The following is a 23,212-nucleotide window of genomic DNA, read 5'->3' on the forward strand; positions in this document are numbered from 1 at the left end:
TTGAAAAATATCCCAAATTATAAGATTATGAGACTGTGCAATAAAAAAGAAATAAAGGGGAGGGAGCATGTTTAAGAAAATCCAAAATTTAATGGGTTCTTTTTCATTGAGTAAAAAAATATTTATTTTTTCAATGATATCAATTCTTATAGTTTATTCTGCGGTTGCTTTTGTTATTTATTTACAAACAAAATCAAAAATTGAAAATTACAATGTTAATGCTCTGAAGCGTGAGGTAAATTTTGTAAAGGAGCAGATTGCCTGTTTTGATGAAGCTGCTAAGGATTCTGCTGAAAAGTTCATGAAGATTTTTCAAAGTATGCTCCCGCAGGGTCCGGCTGCAATTAAGCCGGATAATTCAATTCCAGACAAGTTTACAGCACTTACAGGTGGTTCAGTTGCAACAATATTTAAAAGACAGGGCGATGATTTTTTAAGAATTGCTACATCACTTAAAAAAGAGGATGGTACAAGAGCAGTTGGAACAACTCTTGACAGAAATCATCCAGCCTATCAATTGCTTTTAAAAGGTGAAACCTATATTGGTAAAGCAACACTTTTTGGAAAAGATTACATGACAAAATATGTTCCTGTTAAGGATGCATCCGGCAGTGTAGTAGGAGTTTTATTCATAGGATTTGATATAACAAAAACAATGAAACATCTTAAAGATTTTATTCGTTCCATTAAAGTTGGAAAAACTGGTTATATGTATGTTCTTGATGGAAAAGGCACACTTATAGTGCATCCTGCCTTAGAAGGTAAAAACATGATAGATTCAAAAGATGCTAAAGGAAGAGAGTTTATAAAAGAAATTGTTGAGAAAAAAGAAGGAGTAATTTATTATCCATGGAAAAATCCAGGAGAAACCTCTGCAAGACAGAAAGTTGTTGCCTATACAAATTATCCTTCATGGGGATGGATAATTGCCTCAGGAAGTTATGTTGAAGATATAGCAAGCGAGGTAGCTTATATAAGAAATCTTATGTGGGCTGTAAATATAATCGCTGCAATAGCAGTAGCCTTGTTAATATTTGTTGTAACACAGAGGGCATTAAAGCCTATACCTGACATGGCACAAAAGCTTGAAGAAGTTGCAAAAGGAGATTTCAGCACAATAGGATTTGGTAAAGGTTACAGAACAAGAAAAGATGAAGTTGGCCTTATTGCAAGGTCTGTTATAAAAGTGGAAGAGTTTACACAGCAACTTGTCCGAAATATTAAAAATTCAGCATCAATACTTCAGTCGGTAATCGGTGCACTGGAGGCAAATATTGAGAATGTCAAAGCAAAAACAAATGAGCAAACTTCACAGGCACATCAGATTGCAACTGCTGCTGAGCAGATGAGTCAGACAATAACAGACATTGCAAAAAATGCTGCATTAGCCTCTGATCTTGCAACTGAAAGTATGAATGTAGCAAAAGAAGGGCAGGGTCTTGCTGAGAATTCAATGAAAACAGTTCAATCAGCAAATCGTTCAACAGTGGAGCTTAAAAAGACTATAAATGCTTTAAACACCAGAGTTGAAGAAATTGGAGATATTGTTACAGTTATTAAAGACATTGCTGATCAAACAAATCTTCTTGCTTTGAATGCAGCAATTGAAGCAGCAAGGGCAGGTGAGCAAGGTCGCGGGTTTGCAGTAGTTGCTGATGAGGTAAGAAAACTTGCAGAGCGAACAATTAAAGCAACTGAAGAAATAGCACAGAAAATAACTGCAGTTCAGACTGAATCAAAAGAAAGTTTAAAAAGCATGGATGTCACTGCCCGTGAAGTAGCCGAAGCCCTGAAAGCATTAAATGAAGTAAAAAAATCATTAAATAAAATTGCTGAGCATTCTTTAAAGGTAAAAGATCAGATAACACAGATAGCAACTGCAACAGAAGAGCAATCGTCAGCCTCTGATGAAGTTGCCCGTTCAGCAGAGCGTTCAAGCATGCTTGCACAGGAAGTGAAAAATACAACAGAGGCGGTGGTACAGGAAGTTGAAAATCTGAATGATGTAATAAAAAGGCTTGCAGAGGCAATTAGAGGTGTAAAAGTTTAGTGAGAGTAGCAAAACTTTATAGATTTGGTGAGATAAAAATAGAGGAAATGCCTGTTCCTGAGCCAGGACCAAGAGATGCTCTTGTTAAAGTGAAAGCCTGTGGAATATGCTCTGGTGATATAATGCCGTGGTATATTGAAAAAAAAGCACCCCTTGTTTTAGGTCATGAAATTTCAGGAGAAATTGTAAAAATTGGAGAAGAAATTAAATCAGAAATTTTTTTGAAAGAAGGAGACAGGGTAGCAGTGCACCATCATGCACCATGCATGGGTTGTTTTTACTGTAAACGTGGTGATTTTGTTCAATGTGAGACATGGAGAAAATCGAAAATTATTCCAGGAGGGATGGCTGAATACATAGTTGTTCCTGAAGTGAATTTAAGAAACGATACTTTGAAACTTCCAGACTCTCTATCCTTTGAACAGGGAGCTCTGGTTGAGCCAGTTGCATGCGTTGTCAAATCTTTAAAAAGAGCTAATATAAAAAAAGGTGATACAGTGCTTGTAATTGGGCTTGGTGTAATGGGGCAGATACACATTATGCTTGCAAGACAGTTTGGTGCCCAAAAAGTTATAGGTGCGGACATGGTTTCTTTCAGGCTTGAAAAAGCTATGAAAGCTGGTGCAGATCATGTAATTGATGTTTCCCGGGAAGATATTTATGAAGAACTGAAGAATTTAACCGATGGATTAATGGCTCAGGCAGTTATAATTGGACCTGGAAGCGTAGATGTGATAACAAATTCTTTAAGGCTTGTTTCACGAGGTGGAACTCTTTTAATATTTACTCCAACTTCGCCTGAACAGAAACTATGTTTTTCAGTAAACGATATTTATTTCAATGATATCTCTATTACAACAAGTTACTCCTGCGGACCTGATGATACGAAAGAGGCTTTAAAATTCATAGAAAATGGCATAGTTGATTCTAATGTTCTCATTACCCATAGATTCCCTATTGAAAAAGTTAATGAGGCTTATGAAATTACGGCAATGGCAAAAAATTCATTAAAGTGCATGATATTGTTAAATAGCTAAACTGTATTGCTCAATTGTATGCTTGAAATTTTGTATGAGATTTTTATTTCCGTAATACTTGTCTCCAATTGTTATAAAATGCTTTGCTCTTTTTATTACAACACCAAGATTTTTGAGTCCTTCAAGAGTTAAAGAAGTTGTTTTTCTTGCTTTTAAGATTCTTTTTGCAGATGTGATTCCTATCCCGGGCACTCTGAGAATTGTTTCAAAACAAGCTGTTTCGATCTCAACAGGAAATAAATGAATATTCCTTAAAGCCCAATCAAGCTTTGGATCTATTTTTTCATTTAAAAAAGGTTTTTCTTCTGAAACAATTTCTTTAACCTGAAATCCATAATATCTTATAAGCCAGTCAGCCTGATAGAGTCTGTGCTCTTTAAGGATGGGTGGTTTTTGAATCTGTGGAAGTCTTGGATCATCATTTACAGGAATATATGCAGAGAAATAAACTCTTTTAAGCCTCTGATTGTTTTTATAAAGATTTTCACAGAGTTGAAGAATTTCATAATCTGTATCTGGAGTTGCTCCAACAATCAACTGAGTTGTATGGCTTTTTGCTCCTTTGTCAGTATTTTCAATTATTTTGTTTATTTTTTCAATTGCACAAAGAATGGAAATCAATTTTTTCTGAGGAGCAATCAATGAAAGAGACTGCTGTGTTGGTAATTCCAGATTTATACTTACTCTGTCTGCCAGTTTAACTGCTTCAGCAATAGCAGTTTCTTCTGAATCAGGAATTATTTTTAAATGAATATATCCTTTGAATTGATATTTAATTCTTAAAATTTTTACTGCATCAATCATCATCTGCATTGTTTTGTCAGGACTGCTAATTATACCCGAACTTAGAAAAACTCCTTCAATTTGCCTGTTTCTGTAAAACTCATAGGCAACTCTTGCTAATTCTTCAGGCATAATAATAGTTCGTTGAATATCATTTCTTTTTCTATTTATGCAATAAGCACAATCATTTATACAGAAATTTGTAAGTAATACTTTAAGAAGGCGAATGCATCTTCCATTAGAGGTCCATATATTTTGTATTCCAAATTTTGAAAAAGTTTCTTTTTTTGAAAAGTTTTTTCTATCAAATGAAGGACAGCAGGATATATCAAATTTTGCGCCATTTGCAAGAATGGATAATTTTTCGTAAATATCAAGCGATTTCTTGACAAACATGAAATATTTTAACACTTTTTTATTGACTAAAATAATGCTTTACTGGTAAAGTATTTATTAAAATTCTAAAAAGAGAGGAGGGGAGCAACTGAATGCCCTCTGTAAATGTTAAAGAGATGGATTCATTCGAGGCAGCATTGAAGATGTTTAAAAAACAGTGCGAAAGAGAGGGAATACTTTCTGAAATCAAAAAAAGAGAACATTATGAAAAACCAAGCGTTAAAAGAAAGAAAAAGATTCTTGCTGCCAAGAAAAAATTAGCAAAAAAAATGAAAATGCTGTCAAAGTAATTTAAAGTCCTGCTAATATGAACGGAGATTCTGTAAAAATGGAATCTCCGTAATTTTATTTTAAATTTAAGGAGGATTCATGAAACTGAGAGATTTATATAAAAAAGCTATTCAAACAGGGATTGAAAATGATCCAAGAGGTAAAGATGAAGTTTTAAAAGAACTTGCCAAAAGAAAAAAAGATTATGAAGCACTTCCTGAAAAAAAGAAAGAATTTTTTGATATAGAATCCCTTGAAAATCCATATAGTGATTCAAGAATACTTTTTGGAACAGGTGAGGAAGAGATTAAAACAATTATTGCTGGTATAGACATGGAAGTTGGAGAAGTTGTTTTAGCTCATTCTTTAAGGCAAAGTGGAAATAAAGTAGACCTGATTCTTTCCCATCATCCTGAAGGTGGAGCCTATGCAAGGCTTTTTGCAGTAATGCACATGCAGGCTGACATTCTTGGAAGATTCGGAGTTCCAATTAATATTGCTGAAAGTTTATTAGAGACGAGGATAAAAGAAGTAGAAAGAAAATTGATGCCAGTGAATCATACAAGGGCAGTTGATGCTGCAAGACTTCTTAATATACCTTTTATGTGTCTTCATACGCCAGCAGACAATATGGTTGCTACCTATCTGCAAAAACTTTTTGATGAAAACAAGCCTTATACTCTGGAAGATGTCCTGGATTTGCTCTTAGAAATTCCTGAGTATAAAGAGGCTGAAAAAAATTGTGCAGGACCAAGGATTCTTATTGGAAGTAAGGAAAGAAAAGCAGGGAAAATATTTGTTGATATGACAGGTGGAACTGAGGGAGCAAAGGACATCTTTCAAAGCATGGCTTTAAGCGGAATAAATACAGTGGTAGCTATGCATTTAAGTGAAGAACATCGCAAAGAAGCAGAAAAAAATCATATAAATGTAGTAATTGCTGGACATATAGCAAGTGATACCCTTGGATTAAATTTACTTCTGGATAAAATAACAGAAGGAGAGGATATCAAGATTTTAGAGTGCTCAGGTTTTAAGCGCTTTAGCAGGCATTAAGCCTTTGCAATGAATTATCAAAAAATCTTAGAAGAGATTAAAAACAGATTAGATATTGTTGATGTTATCTCTGAATACATTGATTTAAAAAAAACTGGTCAAAATTACAAATCTCTCTGCCCTTTTCATCCGGAAAAAACTCCTTCATTTTTTGTAAATCCTTCAAAACAAATTTTTCATTGTTTTGGCTGCGGAAAAGGTGGAGATATTATTACTTTTGTTATGGAGTATGAAAAAGTTAGTTTCTCTGAAGCTATTTCAATTCTTGCAAAAAAAGCAGGTTTAGAATTTGAACCCTCTGAAAAAAGCTTTTCTTACGCATCAAAAGAAAAGCTTTATGAAATATATGAGCAGGCCTTGCATTACTATATATCTCAATTAAAAAACTCTGAGAAGGCAAAACAGTATCTTAAAAGTAGAGGAATTAATGAACAAACTGTAGAAATTTTTAAAATTGGTTATGCTTCCGAGGAACGAAATTCTTTATACAATTTTTTAAAAGAAAAAGGTTTTGACGAAAGTTTAATTAATTCTTCTGGATTAGTTAACAACTCTTATGATTTTTTCAGAAACAGAATTATTATTCCAATTCAGGATTTAACAGGCAGAGTTATAGGATTTGGAGGAAGACTCATTGAAAGGGCAGTAGAGCTTCCAAAATATATTAATTCGCCAGACACACCTATATTTAAAAAAGGAGAAAATCTCTTTGGATTCTGGCATGCAAAGCAATACATCAGGGAGAAAGGATATGTAATTGTAGTAGAAGGTTATATGGATGTAATTCTTTGTCATCAGTACGGGTTTAAAAACACAGTAGCACCCTTAGGTACAGCTCTTACTCAGGAACAATTAGAAAAGACAAAAAGAATTCTTAATAACTTAAAAAAATTTACCAATAAGATATTGTTAATATTTGATGGAGATGAAGCAGGAATTTTAGCTGCTCAGAGATCCCTAATGTCACTGTTTAATGGAGGATTCATAGTAAAAATAGTTTTATTACCTGAAAAAGAAGATCCTGCCAGTTTCTTGCAAAAGTACGGAGAAAAGGCATTTAAAAACTATCTATCCAAAGCTTTATCTCCTGTTGATTTAATCATAAAGAGCTATCCACAAAAAAAATTAAATGAGGGAATTCGTAATTTTCTAAATATGTTGAGCTACCTTAAAGATCTGATATATCGTGATGAACTTTTAAAAGAACTTTCAGAAAAAACTGGAATTAATGAAATAACTCTCAGAGAAGAACTTAAACAAATTATTTCCAATAAAACTTCTAAAAAAGAAAGAATTGATCTTAAAGCATATTCAGGTTCTAAAGAAGAAGAAATTCTTCTTCGTATAGTGCTTTCCTATCCTGAAAAAATCAATTATATACTTGAAAAAGTTAAAATTGAAGATTTTGAAATTCAGTCAATAAGAAATATTTTTTTAAAAATACAGGAATTACAAAGAAATAGCGAGTTCTCATTAAATAAACTATTAAATATGCTTGATGAAGAGGAAAAAGCTTTTATTTCTAAATTGATAATGACCTCTGAGATTGATGAAGAATCAGTTATACAAAATATGAAAGACTGCATAAAAAAACTCGCACTTAAATCTATTGATAAAAAAATTAAAGAAGTTGCAAAATTAGGTGATGAAAAAAACCTTAATGAATTAATTAAAATAAGGAAAAGTATTATACGAAACTACAATGGATGAACAAAAAGATTTTTTCAATGAATTTATTGAAAAAGATGAAGATACTGATAAATCAGCACAAGTTTATGATTCTCTAAGGCTTTACTTTAAGTGTATTAGTGCCTTTCCTGTTTTGTCCAAACAGGAAGAAGAAAATATTGCAAAGATCATACATGATAAAAAGATGGAGTTAATAAAACAATTGCTTTATATTCCCTTTGTCCAGAAGAAAATCTATGCATTGAGTAATATTTTTTCAAAAGACCCTGAAAAAGCTAAAGAAATTCTTGATGAGGAAGACAACATTGATGTGGAGGAAATAAAAAAAATATTTATTAATGTTTCAGAAAATATAAAGAAAATTATGCGAAGAAAAAAAACTACAAAAGAATTTTTAAAAAAAATATTTGATATTCCCTTGCGAGATGAGTTAATAAATATGTTTGTGGAAGAGCTTGATAAATTAAGCAAAGAAATCATAAAAGGGAAGGATTTAAAGAATGTTACAAGAATGTCAAATGAAGAATTTTTAAATCACTTCAAAGTTATAAAACAGACATTTAACGAATTCACAGAGGCTAAAAATAAAATGATAGAGTCAAACCTAAAGCTTGTTGTAAGTGTTGCGAAAAAATATACTGGCAGAGGATTAAGCCTTGAGGATTTAATTCAGGAAGGAAACATAGGTCTTATAAAAGCTATTGATAAATTCGAATATAAAAAGGGATTCAAATTCAGTACTTATGCCACATGGTGGATAAGACAATCACTCAGTAGAGCCTTGGCAGATCACTCAAAAACCATCAGAATTCCTGTGCATGTTATAGACAGTATATGTAAAATAAATAAAGTATATCGTGAGTTATATCAAAATTTAGAAAATGAACCTGACATATATGAAATTTCATCGAATTTGAATCTATCCAGTGATAAGATTGCAGAGCTTCTTGCAATAACTAAAGAGCCTATATCAATAGATATTTCATTTAGAGATGATGACTCTCAGTTAAAAGATTTCATAGAAGATGTAAATTCTCCAAATCCCTATGAAGAAGCATTAAATAACGATTTAAGATATTTAATTGAAAAAGTTTTTTCAATTTTAAGTGAAAGAGAAAAAGAAGTATTAATGAAACGATTTGGAATAAATACGGAAAAACCAAAAAGTCTTGAAGAAGTGGGTAAAGAATTTTCTGTTTCAAGAGAAAGAGTAAGACAGATTGAAATGAGAGCCATGAGGAAATTAAAACGCCTATGCAGGCTTAAGTGGCTTAGAGATTTTATTAGAGACAGTTGACTAATCTACCTTTATAAGGTTATAGTAATTTTGTAATGTATTTATTCAGGGCCCATAGCTCAGCGGCCAGAGCTACCGGCTCATAACCGGTTGGTCCCAGGTTCGAATCCTGGTGGGCCCATCTTTTATAAGGAGATATAAAAGGTGAATGGAGAATTGGATACTCTTATAAAACTCCAAGAAATTGACTTCTTAATTCTTTCTTTAAAACAAAAACTTGAAATAATTCCTCTGGAAATAAAAAATTTTGAGAAAAAAATGCAGGAAATTGACAGACAATTTGAAAATGAAAACAAAAAAGTTATAAATTTAGAAAAAAAGAGAAAAGAAAAAGAAATTGAAATTGAAGATATTAACGACAAAATAAAAAAACTCAAAGAAAAAACATCTCAAATAAAAACAAATAAAGAATACCAGGCATTGTTAAAAGAAATTGAATTAGTTCAAGAAAATTTAAAGAAAGAAGAAGAAAATCTTTTATTGATTTTATATGATCTTGATGAAGCAAAAAAGGTTCTTAAAGAAATAAAGGCAGACATTGATGCAAGAAAAAGAGAAATTGAAGACAATAAGAAGCAATTGGAAAAAGAAATTGATATCACAGCTCAGCAGATTGAAGAACTCAAAAAAGAAAGAAAAGAATTAATAAATAAATTGCCATCAGAGCTTTATGAAGAATACATAGAACTGATGAAAAAACATAAAGGATTAGCGGTTGCTCAGGTAAAAAACTCAGTTTGTCAAGGTTGTTTTCTTCATATTCCGCCTCAGCTTTATGTAGAAATAAAATTAAATCAATCAATTTATCATTGCCCTCAATGCGGTAGATTTCTTTATTATAAACCTGATAAAAAATTAGAGCAGGCACAGGTTCAAACTCAGTGAAAGCCCGGCTTTACTGTGATGGTGCATCAAGGGGAAATCCTGGAAATGCAGGCATTGGATGTTTGATTATTTTAGATAACAAAAAAATAGCGATATCAGAATACATTGGAAAAACAACAAATAATGTAGCAGAATACACAGCATTAATCAGAGGATTACAGGAAGCATTAAACCAGAAAGCAGAAGAAATAGAAATTTTTTCAGACAGTGAACTCCTTGTGCGTCAAATAAAAGGAGTCTATAAAGTAAGAAATAAAAATTTAATACCACTTTATGAAAAAGTTAGAGAACTTTTAAGCAGATTTAAAAAATATCAGATATCGCATATTTACAGGGAAGAGAACTCTTTAGCAGATAAACTTGCAAAAGAAGCATCATGCAAACAAAAAGAGTAAGATGCAAAATCTGCGGTAGTTTAAAAGAAGGAGTAAGCCTGAGGCATTATAATTTAAGAGTCTGTCTTGACTGTTTCCCTCATTTTTTTAAAAAAAGAGTTCAGGAAACAGTGGAAAAATTTAAAATGTTTGGACCAAAAGACAGTCTCATAGTGGCTCTTTCAGGTGGAAAAGACAGTATGAGCGTTACTAAAGCATTAAAAGACTTAGGATACAGTATAAAAGCCTTCCATATAAATGCAGACTTAGGTGAAGTTTCAAAAAAATCCATTGAAATTGTGCAGAATTTTTGCGAAATAGAAAAAATTCCTTTAAAAATTGTTCACTTAAAAGAAGAAATTGAAATATCGCTTGAAGAAATCTCAAAAATACTAAAAAAACCTGTATGTGCTGTCTGTGGAATGCTGAGAAGATATATTTTAAATAAACAGGCAGATGGCAAAACAATTGTAACAGGACATACTCTTAATGATGAAGTTTCATTTATTTTAAAAAACATGATCTTCTGGCATGATGAACTTTTAGCAAGACAATCCCCAGTTCTTCAAGAAAAAGAAGGATTAAGCAGGAAGGTCAAACCTCTTTGCCTTATTACAGAGGAAGAAACTGAACTTTTCTGTAAACTCTCTAACATAACCTATGTTAGTGAAACCTGTCCTTATAAGTCTGGAGTTTACGAGGTATTTAAAAAGCTTGTCTATGAAATAAACAAAGAGTTTCCAGGCTCAATTATAGGATTTTACAAAGGCTTTTTAAAAAGAATGAACAAATTCTATTGTCAATCCTCTGAGGAATTGCTACTACAAAGATGCAAAAATTGTGGTTACCTTACAACTTTAGAACTTTGCAGTGTTTGCAGACTTAAAGAAAAGTTGCTAAAATATAAAAATGGGTGAAGTTTTAAAAGCGGTTAAAGAAAGAAGAAGTATTAGGTCTTTTTTAAAAAAAGAAATTCCTGATGATATTATTAAAAAGCTTATTGAAGCCCTGATATGGGCTCCGTCTGCAGGAAATCTTCAGGCAAGAAAATTTTATTTTGTAAAAAACAAAGATACAAAGGGAAAACTTGCTCAGGCAGCTTTATATCAAACATTTATAGCCGATGCCCCGTTGGTTATTGTTGGATGCATAGATAAAAATAAAATCTTTCCAAGATATGGACAAAGAGGTGTGCAGCTGTATGCAATACAGGATGTGGCAACAAGCATTACAAATGCAATGCTTGTTGCTCATGAAAATGGGCTTGGAAGTTGCTGGGTTGGAGCATTTAGAGAAGAGGAAGTTTCAAAAATTCTTGCTCTGCCAAAACATTTAAGAGCTGTTGTTATATTGCCTGTTGGATATCCAGCATATGTGCCTTTAGCACCACCAAGAGTGTCAATTAATGAAGCAGTGGAGTTTGTTGAATGAAAGAGTATCTTACTGTTGCAATAGAAGCTGCCCAGAAAGCAGGAAATATTATTAAAGAAAGAATTGGGACAATCAAAGACAATGAAGTCACTCAAAAAAGTATATCAGATTATGTAACAGAAGTAGATGTTTTATCAGAAAAGACAATAATTGCTCACATTAAAAAGCACTTTCCAACTCATCAGATAATGTCTGAAGAGTCATCAAATGACTATAAAAAGGCAGAATATCTATGGATAATTGATCCTCTTGATGGAACAACAAATTTTATTCATGCTTTCCCTGTTTTTGCCATATCTATTGCTTTGATGTATAAAGGCGAGCTTGTTTTAGGAGTTGTTCATGATCCAACAAGAGGTGAGACCTTTTATGCTGAAGCTGGCAGTGGTGCTTTTTTAAATGAAGAAAAAATAAGAGTATCCACACTGAGTTTACCAGAAATGAGCCTTATTGCAACTGGTTTTCCGTTCAGAAACAAACAATTCATTCCAAGTTATGTAAAAATATTTCAATCACTTCTTTACTCTGTCAGTGATCTAAGAAGAGCTGGTGCTGCAGCAATTGATCTTGCCTATGTCGCATGCGGAAGAGTGGATGGATTCTTTGAATTTGCTTTAAGTCCCTGGGACATTGCAGCAGGTATAGTTTTAATAAAACAAGCAGGCGGAGTGGTATCAGATTTTGATGGAGAAGAAAAATATTTAAAAACAGGACATATCATAGCAGGCAATCCTGTAATTCATTCTTTCTTAGTGAAAAAAATAAGAGAAGTTTTATCAAGTAAATAAATTTTTATACTCCTTAGCTCTTTCTCTGATTGAAGGAGCAGTCCAGATATCACTTACTACTGCAACAATATCTGCACCAAGATTTACTAACTCTTTAGCTCTTTCAACATTCAATCCTCCTATTACGCAAACAGGAATAGAAAGAATTTTTTTAGCCTCTATGATAATAGATTTATCAACTATTTCAGCTTGAGGTTTAGTTGGTGAATAATAAAAACTTCCAAAGGCAACATAACAGGCACCTAAAGATTCCATGTTTTTAGCTTTTTTAATATCACCATAGCAAGAGACACCTATAATTTTGTTTTTTAACTTTTCTTTTACTTCAGAAATATCAGCATCTTCTTTGCCAATATGAACTCCATGAGCATCTAACTTCATAGCTAAATCTACTCTATCATTTACAATAAAGTAGGCATTATATTTTTCGCAAAGCTCTTTTAATAAAAATCCATAAGGAAGAAGAAAATTATCAGAGTTGGTTTTATCCCTGAGCTGAACTACACAAGCACCTCCATTTAAAGCTTCTTCAACCATTTCAAGAATTTTTTCATAGGGAGTTAATTTTTCATCTGTTATTACATAAAGTCCTTTTAATTTCAGCATTTTTATCTAAGTTCCTTTAAAAATTCTATAATTTTTTTAATTCTTTCAGGTAAATCAATTTCCGGTTTAATTTCTTTTAATTTAAGCCACTTCCACATCCCAATTGGACAAAAAGTAGCAAAGCTTATTTTGAAGTTTATGCAAACCTCTGGACGATTTTTATAACTTGTGCATGATGCTTCTTTCCATTGATTTCCGTTTATTGAAATATCAGTTAAATATGGACACTTCTGGTTTTCAGGCTTCTTTACTCCATTTGGCAGTGGCACTGCCCAACGATAACAACACTCTGCACATCTAAGACATACAAAATTTTTTTTCTGCAGTATCCAGTATTTCATTGAGTAATTTACTGTCTAGACTCATAAATTTAAAAAATTTTAACATTTTCAAAATTCTAAAGACAATCTCTGTTACTTTTATTTGTTACCTAACAATGTTACCTTTCATAACGAGCTTTTTTTTAACGTCTTAATTTTTCTTATTTTTTTGTTTGGCACAGAAATTGCTTGCTTTATTAAAATCAAAAAAATGAAAGGAGGAAGATATGCAAATATTTTTAGACACAGCAGAAATTGAAGCAATAAGAAGATGGGCAGTTACAGGAGTGGTTGATGGAGTTACAACAAATCCTACTTTGTTAGCCAAGGCAGGAGCTAAGGATGTAAAAAGCGTTATAAAAGAAATATCAAGCCTTGTGCGTGAACCTGTAAGCGTTGAAGTAATATCAACAGATGCTGAAGGAATGATAAGAGAAGCTCGTGAGTATGCTTCATGGGGATTTAATATTGCAGTTAAAATTCCTATGACAGAACAAGGAATGAAAGCTGTAAATGTTCTTTCAAAGGAAGGAATTAAAACAAATGTTACCCTTATTTTCTCAACAAATCAAGGAATTATTGCAGCAAAAGCTGGAGCTACTTATGTAAGTCCTTTTATTGGAAGGCTTGATGACATTTCTCATGATGGATTAACTATTGTTCGAGAATTGGCAGAAATATTCAGAATTTATAATTTTACAACAAAGATAATTGCTGCAAGCATTCGTCATCCAATTCATGTCGTAGAAAGTGCTCTTGCTGGTGCTCATATTGCTACCATTCCGCCAAAGGTTCTTGAAAGCATGTTTAAACATCCGCTTACAGATATAGGTATTGAAAGATTTTTAAAAGACTGGGAAAGTCTTCATAAAAAATAAAAAGGAGGAAAGAGAAATGAAGATGAAGTATATTGATTTTTTAGAAATTGGATACATTCCAAGAGAAAGTGATGTTTTAGCTGCATTTTATGTAGAGCCAGCAGAAGATGTAACTGTAGAAGAAGCAGCAGGAGCTGTTGCTTCAGAAAGTTCAATTGGCACCTGGACAGACCTTGCAACTATGAAACAAAGCATATGGGACGAATTAAGAGCAAAAGTTTATGCAATAGAGGACAATGTTGTGTATATAGCTTATCCTGAGGCACTTTTTGAACCAAGCAATATCCCTCAATTTTTAAGCAGCATTGCAGGAAATGTTTTTGGAATGAAAGCAGTTAAGGCTTTAAGACTACTTGACATACGGGTAACTTCAATTTTTACAAAACATCTTCCAGGTCCTGCTTTTGGAGTTAGTGGCGTAAGAGATGTTTTAAATGTAAAGCACAGACCACTTATTGGCACAATTGTGAAACCAAAACTCGGGCTTTCACCGAAAGAGCAGGCAGAAGTTGTATACAACTCTCTTGCTGGAGGACTTGATCTTGTAAAGGATGATGAAAATCTTACACATCAAGTTTTTTCAAACTTTGAAGAAAGAGTTTTACGGTGTCTTGAAGCAGTGCAAAAAGCAGAAAAGGAAACAGGAGAGAAAAAGGCTTATTTGCCCAATATCACTGCTCCTACTGAGGAAATGCTGAGAAGGGCTCAGTTTGTGAAAAACAATGGTGGAACCTATGTAATGGTTGATATTGTTACAGCAGGATTTTCAGGACTGCAAGCTGTAAGGAATGCTAATTTAGGACTAATAATTCATGCTCACAGAGCAATGTATGCAAGTTTTGCGCGTCCTAAGAATCATGGAATTCACATGCTTGTTTTAGCAAAGCTTTCAAGGCTTGCAGGAGTTGACCAACTTCATATCGGAACAGTGGTAGGAAAAATGGAAGGTGACAAAGCTGATGTAATGGTCTGCCATGAAGCTTTAGGAAACTCTGAACACACTCTTAATGCTCCTTTACCTCCTCAAAGTTGGTGAAATATAAAACCTGTTTTTTCAGTTGCTTCTGGAGGACCTCATCCTGGCCATGTTCCTGATCTTGTCAGTATATTTGGAATTGAGGCTGTGCTTCAGTTTGGTGGAGGAGTTCATGGACATCCTGATGGAACTCGCTCAGGAGCAAAAGCTATAAGGGATGCTGCTGAGGCAGCAGTTCAAGGTAAAACTCTGGAAGAAGCAGCAAAGAAAAGTAAAGAACTGGCAAGAGCCTTAGAAAAATGGAAAGGGGTGGTAATAAAATGAAGCCAGTTTTAGTAGGAATTGCAGGAGACAGTGGAAGCGGAAAAAGTACATTTGTTAAAACTCTGGCTAATTTGTTAGGAGAAAAAGAAGTAAGAGAAATATGCTTTGATGATTATCACTCCTTAGACAGATAAGAAAGAAAAGCTGTAAAGATAACCCCGCTTCATCCTCGGGCGAACAATCTTGGGCTGGCTATAGAACATATGTGGCATCTTAAACAAGGTAAAAAAATTTTAAAACCTGTATATGATCACTCAACTGGAAAATTTGGGGAGACTGAATGGGTATTTCCTGTTCCCTACATAATATGTGAAGGATTGCATACATTTTACTTTAGTGTGCTTGCTGTGATCTATGATTTAAAAATTTACTATGACACTGATCTTGAACTAAAAATAATATGGAAAATTCAAAGAGATGTTGTAGAAAGAGGATATTTTGCTGAAAAAGTAATAGAAGAGATAAGAGAAAGGCAAAAAGACATAAGAAACTTTGTTGAACCTCAGTCTCAATATGCTGACATTTTAATAAAGCTAAAACTGCATTCTAATAATTCTATAGCTGTACAGTGGAATGATTCTATAGATGCTCAATGGTTCAAAAAAATTTTAAATGACCCTGATTCCTGGAATGCTGTAACAGAATGGTATGGAGGCAAAAAATGGAATGTTTATGAGATAGCTCGACCATTTACAATCGATGAAGCAAAGAAAATATTTAAAATTGATAGTTCTTTCAAAATAAAAGAAAAAGAGCTTGAACCATATATGCTTGCAGCTGTTTTAGTTGCAAGCATACTTAAACAAATAAGAAATTTGAAAAACGAAAAGGAGGTGTAAAAATGTTTGAAACATTTGAATTAGTTTCAAATTACACAGAATTACAATCAGTAGCTTCAAGAATAAGAAAAAACATAATTGAGATGATTGCTAAGGCAGGCAGTGGACATCCTGGAGGAAGTCTTTCCTGCGTTGAGATTTTAACAACTCTTTATTTTAAAGTTTTAAGACTTAATCCAGAGTATCCAGAAGACATGGACAGAGATAGATTCATCCTTTCAAAAGGACATGCTGCACCTGCACTTTATGCAACCTTAGCTGAATTTGGTTTTATTCCAAAAGACTGGCTTCATAGTTTAAGAAAATTTGGATCTCCACTTCAGGGACATCCTGATATGAAAAAGGTTCCAGGAATTGAAATATCTACAGGCTCTCTTGGTCAAGGTCTTTCAGTAGGAGTTGGAATGGCTTTAGGTGCAAAAATTCAAAAACTTGGATATCGTGTTTTTGTCCTTTTAGGAGATGGAGAATGTCAAGAAGGTCAGGTTTGGGAAGCTGCAATGGCTGCATCGCATTACAAACTTAACAACTTAATTGCAATCATTGACAGAAATAGACTTCAAATTGATGGAAATACAGAAGAGGTTATGTCCTTAGAGCCATTTGTTGAAAAATGGAAAGCCTTTGGCTGGATGACACTTGAAATAAACGGACATGATTTTGGTGAAATAATTCCGGCATTCCAGATAATTCCATATATATCAAAACCTCTTGCAATAGTGGCAAATACTGTTAAAGGTAAAGGAGTCTCATTTATGGAAAACAATGTTGACTGGCATGGTAAAGCTCCTAAGGCTGAGGAGGCTGAAGAGGCTCTTAAAGAACTCCAAGGAGTTTATGAGTTAGTGTAAGGAGGTAAAAAAATGCAAAAGAAAATAGCTACAAGACAGGCTTATGGTTCAGCTCTTGTGGATCTGGGCAAAAGCAACCCAAATGTTGTTGTATTGGATGCTGATTTATCAAAGTCAACATATACAGTAAAGTTTGCAAAAGAGTTTCCTGAAAGATTTTTCAATGCAGGAGTTGCAGAAGCAAATATGATGGGAATGGCAGCAGGTCTTGCTACGTGTGGATTTATAGTGTTTGCCTCCACTTTTGCTATATTTGCAACTCAAAGGGCTTTAAACCAGATATTTCAAAGCATTGCATATCCTGAACTGAATGTGAAAATTGCTGCAAGTCATGCAGGAGTGACAGTTGGTGAAGATGGAGCAAGCCATCAATCTATTGATGATATATCCATAATGAGAGCAATTCCAGGAATGACTGTAATAGTTCCTGCAGACAGCACAGAAGCTTATCAAGCAACAATTGCAGCAGCAAGACATTTTGGTCCTGTATATTTAAGACTTAGCAGAGCTCCAACTCCGCAGGTTCTACCTGAAGACTATATATTTAAAATTGGGAAAGCTTATGTATTAACAGAAGGTTCAGATGTAACTATAGTAGCCTGTGGAACAATGGTGTATGAAGCTATGGTAGCTCGAGAGAAGCTTAATTCTCATGGCATCACTGCTGAAGTCATTAATATGAGCACAATAAAACCAATTGACAAAGAAACACTATTAAATTCTGTCAAAAAAACAGGATGTGTTGTAACAGTAGAAGAACACAGCATAATAGGCGGACTTGGTAGTGCAGTATGTGAGGTACTCTCTGAGGAGTATCCATGTCCTGTAAAAAAGATTGGAATTAAAGATCATTTTGGTCAGTCAGGAAAACCTGAAGAACTTCTTAAACATTATGGTCTTACCTCTGATGATATTGTTAATGGTGTAATAACTTTAAAAGGAGGTAGCCTATGAGGGTTGCTATAAATGGTTTTGGAAGAATAGGAAGATTGGTAACAAGAATCCTTTTTAATGAAAATCCTGAAAATGTTGATTTAGTTGCTATTAACAGTTCAAAAAACACTGAGATGCTTAGCTATCTTCTTAAACATGACTCGGTATATGGAGAATTTAACAATAAAGAAATTTCCTATGACTCTGACCATTTATTGGTAGATGGCAAAAAAATTAAAATTATTGAGGAAAGACAGGATTTAACAAAGCTTCCGTGGAAAGAACTTGAAATTGACCTTGTTGTTGAGGCTACAGGAAAATTTAAGAAAAAAGAGGACTCCTACAAACACATTGAAGCAGGGGCTAAAAGAGTTTTAATTACAGCTCCAAGCGCTGAATCAGACATAATGGTTGTTTATGGAGTAAATCATGCTGAAATAAAGCCGGAACATAAAATTATTTCAGCTGCCTCTTGCACAACAAACTGTACAGCTCCTAATTCACTTTGTTCCTTCATGAGGAGATGAAGTTAAAGATACTCTAAAATTGCTAAAAGATGGAGAAATTTTGCTTTTACAAAATTTAAGATTTCATCCTGGAGAAACAAGCAATGATGAAGAGTTTGCAAAGTTTTTAGCTTCACTGGCAGATATATATGTTTTTGAAGCATTTGGAACTGCTCATAGAAAGCATGCCAGTGTAGTTTCTTTACCTAAATTTTTACCTTCAATGATTGGATTTTTAACTGAAAAGGAGATAAATACCATAAATGGATTAATAGAGCAAGCAAAAAAACCTTTTTTGTTTATTTTAGGAGGGAAAAAAATATCTGACAAAATAAGAGTTTTTGAAAGACTTCTTGACAAAGCTCAGATAATTTGTATTGGTGGAGCAATGGCTTGTACGTTTTTTAAAGCATTGGGATACCAGGTAGGAAAATCTTTTTATGAAGAAGACTCCTTAGATGTAGCAAGAGCAATAATGAAAAAAGCAGAACAGAGGGGATGCAAACTTCTGCTTCCACAGGATGTTATGGTTGCAAAAACAATCAGCGACAATACAGAAACAAAGTATGTTTCTCGAGAAGAAATTCCTGAAGACTATCAAGTAGTTGATATAGGTCCAAAAACATTTGAAATTTATAAAAAGGAAATAAACTCTGCAAATACAATTTTATGGAACGGACCTATGGGAATTTATGAAATTCCTAAATTTTCATGGGGATCAAAAAGTATAGCCTTAACAATTGGCATGTCTAAAGCAATAAAAATATGCGGAGGAGGAGACACTGCTGAAGTTTTAAATTCTTCAAATTTAATTTCCCATTTTGATCATATTTCAACTGGAGGTGGAGCTTTTTTAAAGTTTTTAGAGGGTTCTTCATTGCCTGCACTTGAAGCAATTTCTTGATATTGAATAAAGGAGGCTGCTATGAAAATAGCAATGGCAACAGATCATGCAGCATTTTCTTTAAAAGAAAGAATAAAGCATTATCTTAATAACTTAGAACATGAAGTAATTGATTTTGGATGTTACAGTGAAGAATCGGCTGATTATCCTTTGTTTATTTCAAAGGCTGCTCGGGCAGTAGCTAATGGACAATGTGAAAGAGGAATTGTAATGTGTGGTTCAGGGATAGGAGCTTCAATTGTAGCAAACAAAATAAAAGGAATAAGATGTGCTTTGGTTTATACTCCAGAGCTTTGTAGACTTGCAAGACAGCACAACGATGCAAATATTATTGCTCTTGCAGGAAGATTTACTGAAGAAGATACAGCAAAAAGAATTGTTGATGTTTTTCTTTTGACTAAATTTGAAGGAGGAAGGCATTTAGGAAGAGTTAATCAAATAATAGAAATTGAGGAGGGCAGGCTATGAAAGATTTAATTGCTCAAAATATTGAAGAGCTTGATTTTAATGATGTAGACAATTTAATCTGGAGTGCTGTATTTTCATCTAAGGAAGAAACCAGAAACAAAGCCAAAGAAATGATATTTCTTAAAGGGCTTCAACATAGAGTGGTTCCTTCATCAATTCAAAATTTTTATGATGCAATGGGAAGAGGTGAACTCCACAGCATTACTGTTCCTGCTGTGAATATAAGAGGACTTACCTATTACGCAGCAAGAGCTATTTTTAGATCAGCGATGAAAAACAATGTAGGTTTGATTATATTTGAAATTGCTCGTTCAGAGATTGGTTATACATATCAAAGTCCTTCAGAATATACTGCTAATATTATAGCTGCAGCTTTGCGGGAAGGATTTTACTATCCAATTTTTCTACAAGGAGATCATTTTCAGGTCAACAAGAAAAATTTTGAAAAAAATCATAAAGAAGAGATTGATACCCTTAAAAATTTAATAAAAGAATCGATAAATGCTGGTTTTTTTAACATAGATATATATGCCTCTACAATGGTTGATTATTCAAAGAAAACTTTAAAGGAACAACAAAAAGAAAACTTTACTCTTACAGCTATGTTTACAGACTATATAAGAGTGTTGCAGCCAGATGGAATAACAGTTAGTGTTGGAGGAGAAATAGGTCATATTGGTGGTAAAAATTCTACAGTTGAAGAATTTGAGGCTTTTATGGAAGGTTATTTGAAAACTTTGAATTCTCAAAAAGGTATCTCAAAAATTAGTGTTCAAACAGGAACAGCTCATGGAGGAATTCCTTTAAAAGACGGAACTCTGGCTCAAGTTAAATTGGATTTTAATGTTTTAAAATCAATTGGTAGTTTAGCTCAGGAAAAATATGGATTAAGTGGAGCTGTTCAACATGGAGCATCTACTTTACCAATGGAATTATTTGATAAATTTCCTGAATCTTATACTTCTGAAATTCATCTTGCCACAGGATTTCAAAACACAATGTATGATTTAGCACCAGATTGGTTAAAGAAAGAAATTTATCAATACCTTCAAGAAAAATGTAAAGAAGAATGGAAACAGGACATGACATATGAGCAGTTCATATACAAAACAAGAAAAAAAGGATTTGGTCCCTTTAAAAAACAGTGGTGGAGTCTTCCAGAAGATATAAAAAACGCAATAATGGACGAACTTTCAAAAACTTTTGATGTAATATTTGAAAAACTTCGTGTTAAAGATTCAATACAGCTTGTTAATAAATATATAAATCCTGTAAATGTAAGTTTAAAATTTTTGCAGTAGGAGGTTAAAAAATGGAAATAAAAAAAAGGCATAGATTTAAACAGATTTATTCTTGAACAAGAAAGAAAACATCCAGAAGCAACTGGCACACTTTCTCATGCTTTAATGGCTATAGAAAATGCAACAAAAATTATTTCTTCATATATAAGAATGGCTGGACTTGTTGATGTAATTGGCAAAACAGGAAGAATAAATGTGCAGGGTGAAGAAGTTCAAAAATTAGATACCTTGTCAAATAGAGTTCTTGTAGAACATCTAAGTGGAAGTGGCGATTTTTATGCTGTAGCAAGTGAAGAAATGGAAAATGCTTTATTTCCTGAAGAAGGTAAGGAGGGCAAATATATTATAGCAGTAGACCCCCTTGATGGTTCTTCTGTAATTGATGCTAATACATCTGTGGGAACAATATTTTCAATCTGGAGAAAAACTTCTTCTGATGAATCAACATTTTTACAAGAAGGAAAAAAAATAGTAGCTGCTGGATATGTTATCTATGGAACATCAACCATGCTTGTTTATTCAACCGGAAATGGAGTCTATGGATTTACTCTTGATCCAATGGTGGGTACATATTTGCTTTCTCATCCAAATATAAAAATTCCTGACAAAGGCAAGATCTATGGATTTAATGAATCCTATTACAACAAATGGGAAGAAAAAATTAGAAAATGCGTAGATTACTTTAAATCAGAAGGATATACTCTTAGGTGGGCTGGAGCAATGGTTACAGATATACACAGAACAATTATGAAAGGCGGAATATTTGCCTATCCAATGGTAGGTTCAAAGGCAAAAATAAGACTTCTTTATGAAGCAGCTCCTATGGCTTTTTTAGTTAAACAGGCAGGTGGATTAGCAACCGATGGAACTGAAAATATTTTAGATATTAAACCCCAGGCTCTACATCAAAGAGTGCCTGTATTTATGGGTAGCCCGGAAGATGTGAAAAAATGCATGGAGATAATGAACAGATAAAATGAGAAAAACAAAGATTGTAGCCACTATAGGGCCCTCATCAGATAAAAAAGAAATAATCTCTCAAATGATTCAGGCTGGAATGGATGTGGTAAGGCTTAATTTTTCTCATGGAGATCATTTTTACTATGCTCAGGTCATAAAAACGATAAGGGAAGAATCAAATAAGCTTGGGAAAGCAGTTGCAATATTGCAGGATCTTCAGGGTAGCAAACTAAGAATAAACAACATAAATGGAAAAGAAATTGAACTTACTGAAGGTGAAGAAATAGAAATGTGATCTGGTGATGGTGTGTCTACTTCAAAAACTCTTTTTGTCCCGTATAAAGATTTGATTTATGAAGTCAAAGAAGGTGATGAAGTCCTGATTGATGATGGATTAATAATACTTAAAGTAACTAAAAAACTCAATGACAAAATTTTTGCAATAGTAAAAGAAGGCGGAACTCTTAAACCTAAAAAAGGAATCAGTTTCCCTAACTTAAATGCAACTTTGAGTTTTACTGACAAAGACAAAGCTGATCTTTTATTTGGCATTAATCTTGATGTAGATTATGTTGCTGTTTCGTTTGTAAAAAACAAAAATGACTTACTTTTGATAAAACAGTGGGCAAATGAAGAGGGCTTGTTACTTCGGTGTTTCTCTCCCAATTCATGAAGTTCCTGTATATCAAAAAAAATTAATAGAACTTGCAAATCAGAAGTGTAAAATTGTTATAACCGCAACCCAAATGCTTGAATCAATGAGACAACATTCAAGACCAACCCGTGCTGAAGCAACTGATGTTGCAAATGCAGTTCTTGATGGAGCAGATGCTTTGATGCTTTCTGCAGAAACAGCAACTGGCAAATATCCAGTAGATGCAGTTAAAACAATGAGTTCAATCATAAAATTTACGGAAGAAAATTTATCTCACAGAATTCCTGTTCTTTATAAGGTTGGAAGTTCTTTTTCTGAAGCAATAGCTTCTGGAGCCGTTGAAGTTGCTCAAGACATCAATGCAAAAGCAATAGTTGTTTTTACAGAGTTTGCATCAACCACAAAAGTGCTTTCAAAATTGCGTCCATCAATGCCGGTGATTGCTTTTAGTATAAAAGAAAAAACATACAGAAAATTATCTCTTTTTTGGGGGATAATTCCTATGTGGAACAAAAATTTTTCTCTAGAAGAGATTGAAAAAACTCTCAAAAATTTAGGTATTGCCAGCAGTTCTGATAAAATAGTAATTGTATCTGGACAGTCAAATACTATAAAATTACACAGAATAGGATGAA

The 23,212-nt window shown here is 33.4% G+C and carries 22 protein-coding genes, 1 tRNA gene and 3 pseudogenes; 23 read left to right on the forward strand and 3 right to left on the reverse strand.

The genetic code is table 11. The features are described 5' to 3' along the window. Nucleotides 1-67: 67 nt before the first annotated feature. Both V4D31_RS04525 and V4D31_RS04530 read left to right on the forward strand, forming a co-directional pair. Nucleotides 68-2,050 (forward strand): methyl-accepting chemotaxis protein, encoded by a 1,983-nt coding sequence (locus V4D31_RS04525; RefSeq protein WP_353687051.1) that lies wholly within the window; start codon nucleotides 68-70, stop codon nucleotides 2,048-2,050. Further along, on the forward strand, nucleotides 2,050-3,087 hold the full coding sequence (locus V4D31_RS04530; protein ID WP_353687052.1) for a zinc-dependent dehydrogenase: 1,038 nt from the start codon (nucleotides 2,050-2,052) through the stop codon (nucleotides 3,085-3,087). Before V4D31_RS04525 ends, V4D31_RS04530 begins: the two co-directional genes overlap by 1 nt. On the opposite strand, the gene V4D31_RS04535 is transcribed toward V4D31_RS04530, so the two are convergent. Continuing rightward, entirely contained in the window at nucleotides 3,076-4,266 is a 1,191-nt protein-coding gene (locus V4D31_RS04535; RefSeq protein ID WP_353687053.1) for a putative DNA modification/repair radical SAM protein, read from the reverse strand. The two genes, V4D31_RS04530 and V4D31_RS04535, sit on opposite strands and share 12 nt — an antisense overlap. A gap of 92 nt (nucleotides 4,267-4,358) precedes the next feature. On the opposite strand from V4D31_RS04535, the gene rpsU reads away from it, so the two are divergent. The 10 genes from rpsU (at nucleotide 4,359) to V4D31_RS04585 (ending at nucleotide 12,056) form a co-directional block, all read left to right on the forward strand. Further along, nucleotides 4,359-4,556, forward strand: coding sequence for a 30S ribosomal protein S21 (gene rpsU, locus V4D31_RS04540; protein WP_353687054.1), 198 nt, complete (start codon nucleotides 4,359-4,361; stop codon nucleotides 4,554-4,556). A 79-nt stretch (nucleotides 4,557-4,635) separates the two neighbouring features. Next, entirely contained in the window at nucleotides 4,636-5,592 is a 957-nt protein-coding gene (locus V4D31_RS04545) for an NGG1p interacting factor NIF3 (protein WP_353687055.1), read from the forward strand. 9 nt (nucleotides 5,593-5,601) lie between these two features. Continuing rightward, nucleotides 5,602-7,302, forward strand: a complete 1,701-nt coding sequence (gene dnaG, locus V4D31_RS04550; RefSeq protein ID WP_353687056.1) for a DNA primase — start codon at nucleotides 5,602-5,604, stop codon at nucleotides 7,300-7,302. Beyond that, on the forward strand, nucleotides 7,295-8,578 hold the full coding sequence (locus V4D31_RS04555; protein WP_353687057.1) for a sigma-70 family RNA polymerase sigma factor: 1,284 nt from the start codon (nucleotides 7,295-7,297) through the stop codon (nucleotides 8,576-8,578). Before dnaG ends, V4D31_RS04555 begins: the two co-directional genes overlap by 8 nt. A 48-nt stretch (nucleotides 8,579-8,626) precedes the next feature. Beyond that, nucleotides 8,627-8,699: transfer RNA gene (locus V4D31_RS04560), tRNA-Ile, on the forward strand. Nucleotides 8,700-8,722: 23 nt separating this feature from the next. Then, on the forward strand, nucleotides 8,723-9,463 hold the full coding sequence (locus tag V4D31_RS04565) for a C4-type zinc ribbon domain-containing protein (protein WP_353687058.1): 741 nt from the start codon (nucleotides 8,723-8,725) through the stop codon (nucleotides 9,461-9,463). Beyond that, entirely contained in the window at nucleotides 9,460-9,858 is a 399-nt protein-coding gene (locus tag V4D31_RS04570; protein WP_353687059.1) for a ribonuclease HI family protein, read from the forward strand. Before V4D31_RS04565 ends, V4D31_RS04570 begins: the two co-directional genes overlap by 4 nt. Further along, nucleotides 9,840-10,754, forward strand: a complete 915-nt coding sequence (locus V4D31_RS04575) for an ATP-binding protein (protein ID WP_353687060.1) — start codon at nucleotides 9,840-9,842, stop codon at nucleotides 10,752-10,754. Before V4D31_RS04570 ends, V4D31_RS04575 begins: the two co-directional genes overlap by 19 nt. Further along, a complete protein-coding gene (locus V4D31_RS04580; protein ID WP_353687061.1) occupies nucleotides 10,747-11,268 on the forward strand; it encodes a nitroreductase family protein in 522 nt (173 codons plus the stop codon). Before V4D31_RS04575 ends, V4D31_RS04580 begins: the two co-directional genes overlap by 8 nt. Further along, the gene (locus V4D31_RS04585; protein WP_353687062.1) at nucleotides 11,265-12,056 is read left to right on the forward strand and encodes an inositol monophosphatase family protein; all 792 of its coding nucleotides are present in this window, start codon (nucleotides 11,265-11,267) and stop codon (nucleotides 12,054-12,056) included. The genes V4D31_RS04580 and V4D31_RS04585 overlap by 4 nt, the downstream gene beginning before the upstream one ends. On the opposite strand, the gene thiE is transcribed toward V4D31_RS04585, so the two are convergent. After that, on the reverse strand, nucleotides 12,045-12,662 hold the full coding sequence (thiE, locus tag V4D31_RS04590; protein WP_353687063.1) for a thiamine phosphate synthase: 618 nt from the start codon (nucleotides 12,660-12,662) through the stop codon (nucleotides 12,045-12,047). The two genes, V4D31_RS04585 and thiE, sit on opposite strands and share 12 nt — an antisense overlap. A 2-nt stretch (nucleotides 12,663-12,664) precedes the next feature. Then, nucleotides 12,665-13,003: a hypothetical protein gene (locus V4D31_RS04595; protein ID WP_353687064.1), complete on the reverse strand. Its 339-nt coding sequence runs from the start codon at nucleotides 13,001-13,003 to the stop codon at nucleotides 12,665-12,667. 206 nt (nucleotides 13,004-13,209) lie between these two features. Between V4D31_RS04595 and fsa the strand changes: the two genes are divergently transcribed. The 11 genes and pseudogenes from fsa to V4D31_RS04650 form a co-directional block, all read left to right on the forward strand. Beyond that, nucleotides 13,210-13,860, forward strand: a complete 651-nt coding sequence (gene fsa / locus V4D31_RS04600) for a fructose-6-phosphate aldolase (RefSeq protein ID WP_353687065.1) — start codon at nucleotides 13,210-13,212, stop codon at nucleotides 13,858-13,860. A gap of 16 nt (nucleotides 13,861-13,876) precedes the next feature. Next, nucleotides 13,877-15,160: pseudogene (gene rbcL, locus V4D31_RS04605) on the forward strand (type III ribulose-bisphosphate carboxylase). Beyond that, nucleotides 15,157-15,999 (forward strand): annotated as a pseudogene (locus tag V4D31_RS04610) (phosphoribulokinase). Before rbcL ends, V4D31_RS04610 begins: the two co-directional pseudogenes overlap by 4 nt. A 2-nt stretch (nucleotides 16,000-16,001) precedes the next feature. Continuing rightward, nucleotides 16,002-16,850: a transketolase gene (locus tag V4D31_RS04615; protein ID WP_353687066.1), complete on the forward strand. Its 849-nt coding sequence runs from the start codon at nucleotides 16,002-16,004 to the stop codon at nucleotides 16,848-16,850. Between the two features lie 12 nt (nucleotides 16,851-16,862). After that, on the forward strand, nucleotides 16,863-17,804 hold the full coding sequence (locus V4D31_RS04620) for a transketolase family protein (protein ID WP_353687067.1): 942 nt from the start codon (nucleotides 16,863-16,865) through the stop codon (nucleotides 17,802-17,804). After that, nucleotides 17,801-18,310, forward strand: coding sequence for a glyceraldehyde 3-phosphate dehydrogenase NAD-binding domain-containing protein (locus V4D31_RS04625; RefSeq protein WP_353687068.1), 510 nt, complete (start codon nucleotides 17,801-17,803; stop codon nucleotides 18,308-18,310). Before V4D31_RS04620 ends, V4D31_RS04625 begins: the two co-directional genes overlap by 4 nt. Nucleotides 18,311-18,350: 40 nt before the next feature. Then, entirely contained in the window at nucleotides 18,351-19,193 is an 843-nt protein-coding gene (locus V4D31_RS04630) for a phosphoglycerate kinase (protein WP_353687069.1), read from the forward strand. A 21-nt stretch (nucleotides 19,194-19,214) separates the two neighbouring features. Beyond that, nucleotides 19,215-19,661 (forward strand): ribose 5-phosphate isomerase B, encoded by a 447-nt coding sequence (gene rpiB, locus V4D31_RS04635; RefSeq protein WP_353687070.1) that lies wholly within the window; start codon nucleotides 19,215-19,217, stop codon nucleotides 19,659-19,661. Between the two features lie 176 nt (nucleotides 19,662-19,837). After that, nucleotides 19,838-20,962, forward strand: a complete 1,125-nt coding sequence (locus tag V4D31_RS04640; RefSeq protein WP_353687084.1) for a class II fructose-bisphosphate aldolase — start codon at nucleotides 19,838-19,840, stop codon at nucleotides 20,960-20,962. A gap of 30 nt (nucleotides 20,963-20,992) precedes the next feature. Further along, nucleotides 20,993-21,937: a class 1 fructose-bisphosphatase gene (gene fbp / locus V4D31_RS04645; RefSeq protein ID WP_353687085.1), complete on the forward strand. Its 945-nt coding sequence runs from the start codon at nucleotides 20,993-20,995 to the stop codon at nucleotides 21,935-21,937. 55 nt (nucleotides 21,938-21,992) lie between these two features. After that, nucleotides 21,993-23,208, forward strand: a pseudogene (locus V4D31_RS04650) (pyruvate kinase); the annotation flags it as partial. Nucleotides 23,209-23,212 lie beyond the last annotated feature (4 nt).

Origin of the sequence: Thermodesulfovibrio sp. 3462-1, from assembly GCF_040451425.1 — a bacterium.
GTDB classification, from domain to species: domain Bacteria; phylum Nitrospirota; class Thermodesulfovibrionia; order Thermodesulfovibrionales; family Thermodesulfovibrionaceae; genus Thermodesulfovibrio; species Thermodesulfovibrio obliviosus.

Bases quoted from the DNA above. Each gene is read 5' to 3' on its own strand.
- fsa (WP_353687065.1), top strand. From the start codon at position 13,210: ATGCAAATATTTTTAGACACAGCAGAAATTGAAGCAATAAGAAGATGG.
- V4D31_RS04615 (WP_353687066.1), top strand. From the start codon at position 16,002: ATGTTTGAAACATTTGAATTAGTTTCAAATTACACAGAATTACAATCA.
- rpsU (WP_353687054.1), top strand. From the start codon at position 4,359: ATGCCCTCTGTAAATGTTAAAGAGATGGATTCATTCGAGGCAGCATTG.
- V4D31_RS04625 (WP_353687068.1), top strand. From the start codon at position 17,801: ATGAGGGTTGCTATAAATGGTTTTGGAAGAATAGGAAGATTGGTAACA.
- V4D31_RS04640 (WP_353687084.1), top strand. From the start codon at position 19,838: ATGGGAAGAGGTGAACTCCACAGCATTACTGTTCCTGCTGTGAATATA.
- V4D31_RS04545 (WP_353687055.1), top strand. From the start codon at position 4,636: ATGAAACTGAGAGATTTATATAAAAAAGCTATTCAAACAGGGATTGAA.
- V4D31_RS04535 (WP_353687053.1), bottom strand. From the start codon at position 4,266: ATGTTTGTCAAGAAATCGCTTGATATTTACGAAAAATTATCCATTCTT.
- V4D31_RS04555 (WP_353687057.1), top strand. From the start codon at position 7,295: ATGGATGAACAAAAAGATTTTTTCAATGAATTTATTGAAAAAGATGAA.
- dnaG (WP_353687056.1), top strand. From the start codon at position 5,602: ATGAATTATCAAAAAATCTTAGAAGAGATTAAAAACAGATTAGATATT.
- V4D31_RS04580 (WP_353687061.1), top strand. From the start codon at position 10,747: ATGGGTGAAGTTTTAAAAGCGGTTAAAGAAAGAAGAAGTATTAGGTCT.
- V4D31_RS04595 (WP_353687064.1), bottom strand. From the start codon at position 13,003: ATGAAATACTGGATACTGCAGAAAAAAAATTTTGTATGTCTTAGATGT.
- rpiB (WP_353687070.1), top strand. From the start codon at position 19,215: ATGAAAATAGCAATGGCAACAGATCATGCAGCATTTTCTTTAAAAGAA.
- thiE (WP_353687063.1), bottom strand. From the start codon at position 12,662: ATGCTGAAATTAAAAGGACTTTATGTAATAACAGATGAAAAATTAACT.
- V4D31_RS04620 (WP_353687067.1), top strand. From the start codon at position 16,863: ATGCAAAAGAAAATAGCTACAAGACAGGCTTATGGTTCAGCTCTTGTG.
- V4D31_RS04525 (WP_353687051.1), top strand. From the start codon at position 68: ATGTTTAAGAAAATCCAAAATTTAATGGGTTCTTTTTCATTGAGTAAA.
- V4D31_RS04585 (WP_353687062.1), top strand. From the start codon at position 11,265: ATGAAAGAGTATCTTACTGTTGCAATAGAAGCTGCCCAGAAAGCAGGA.
- V4D31_RS04575 (WP_353687060.1), top strand. From the start codon at position 9,840: ATGCAAACAAAAAGAGTAAGATGCAAAATCTGCGGTAGTTTAAAAGAA.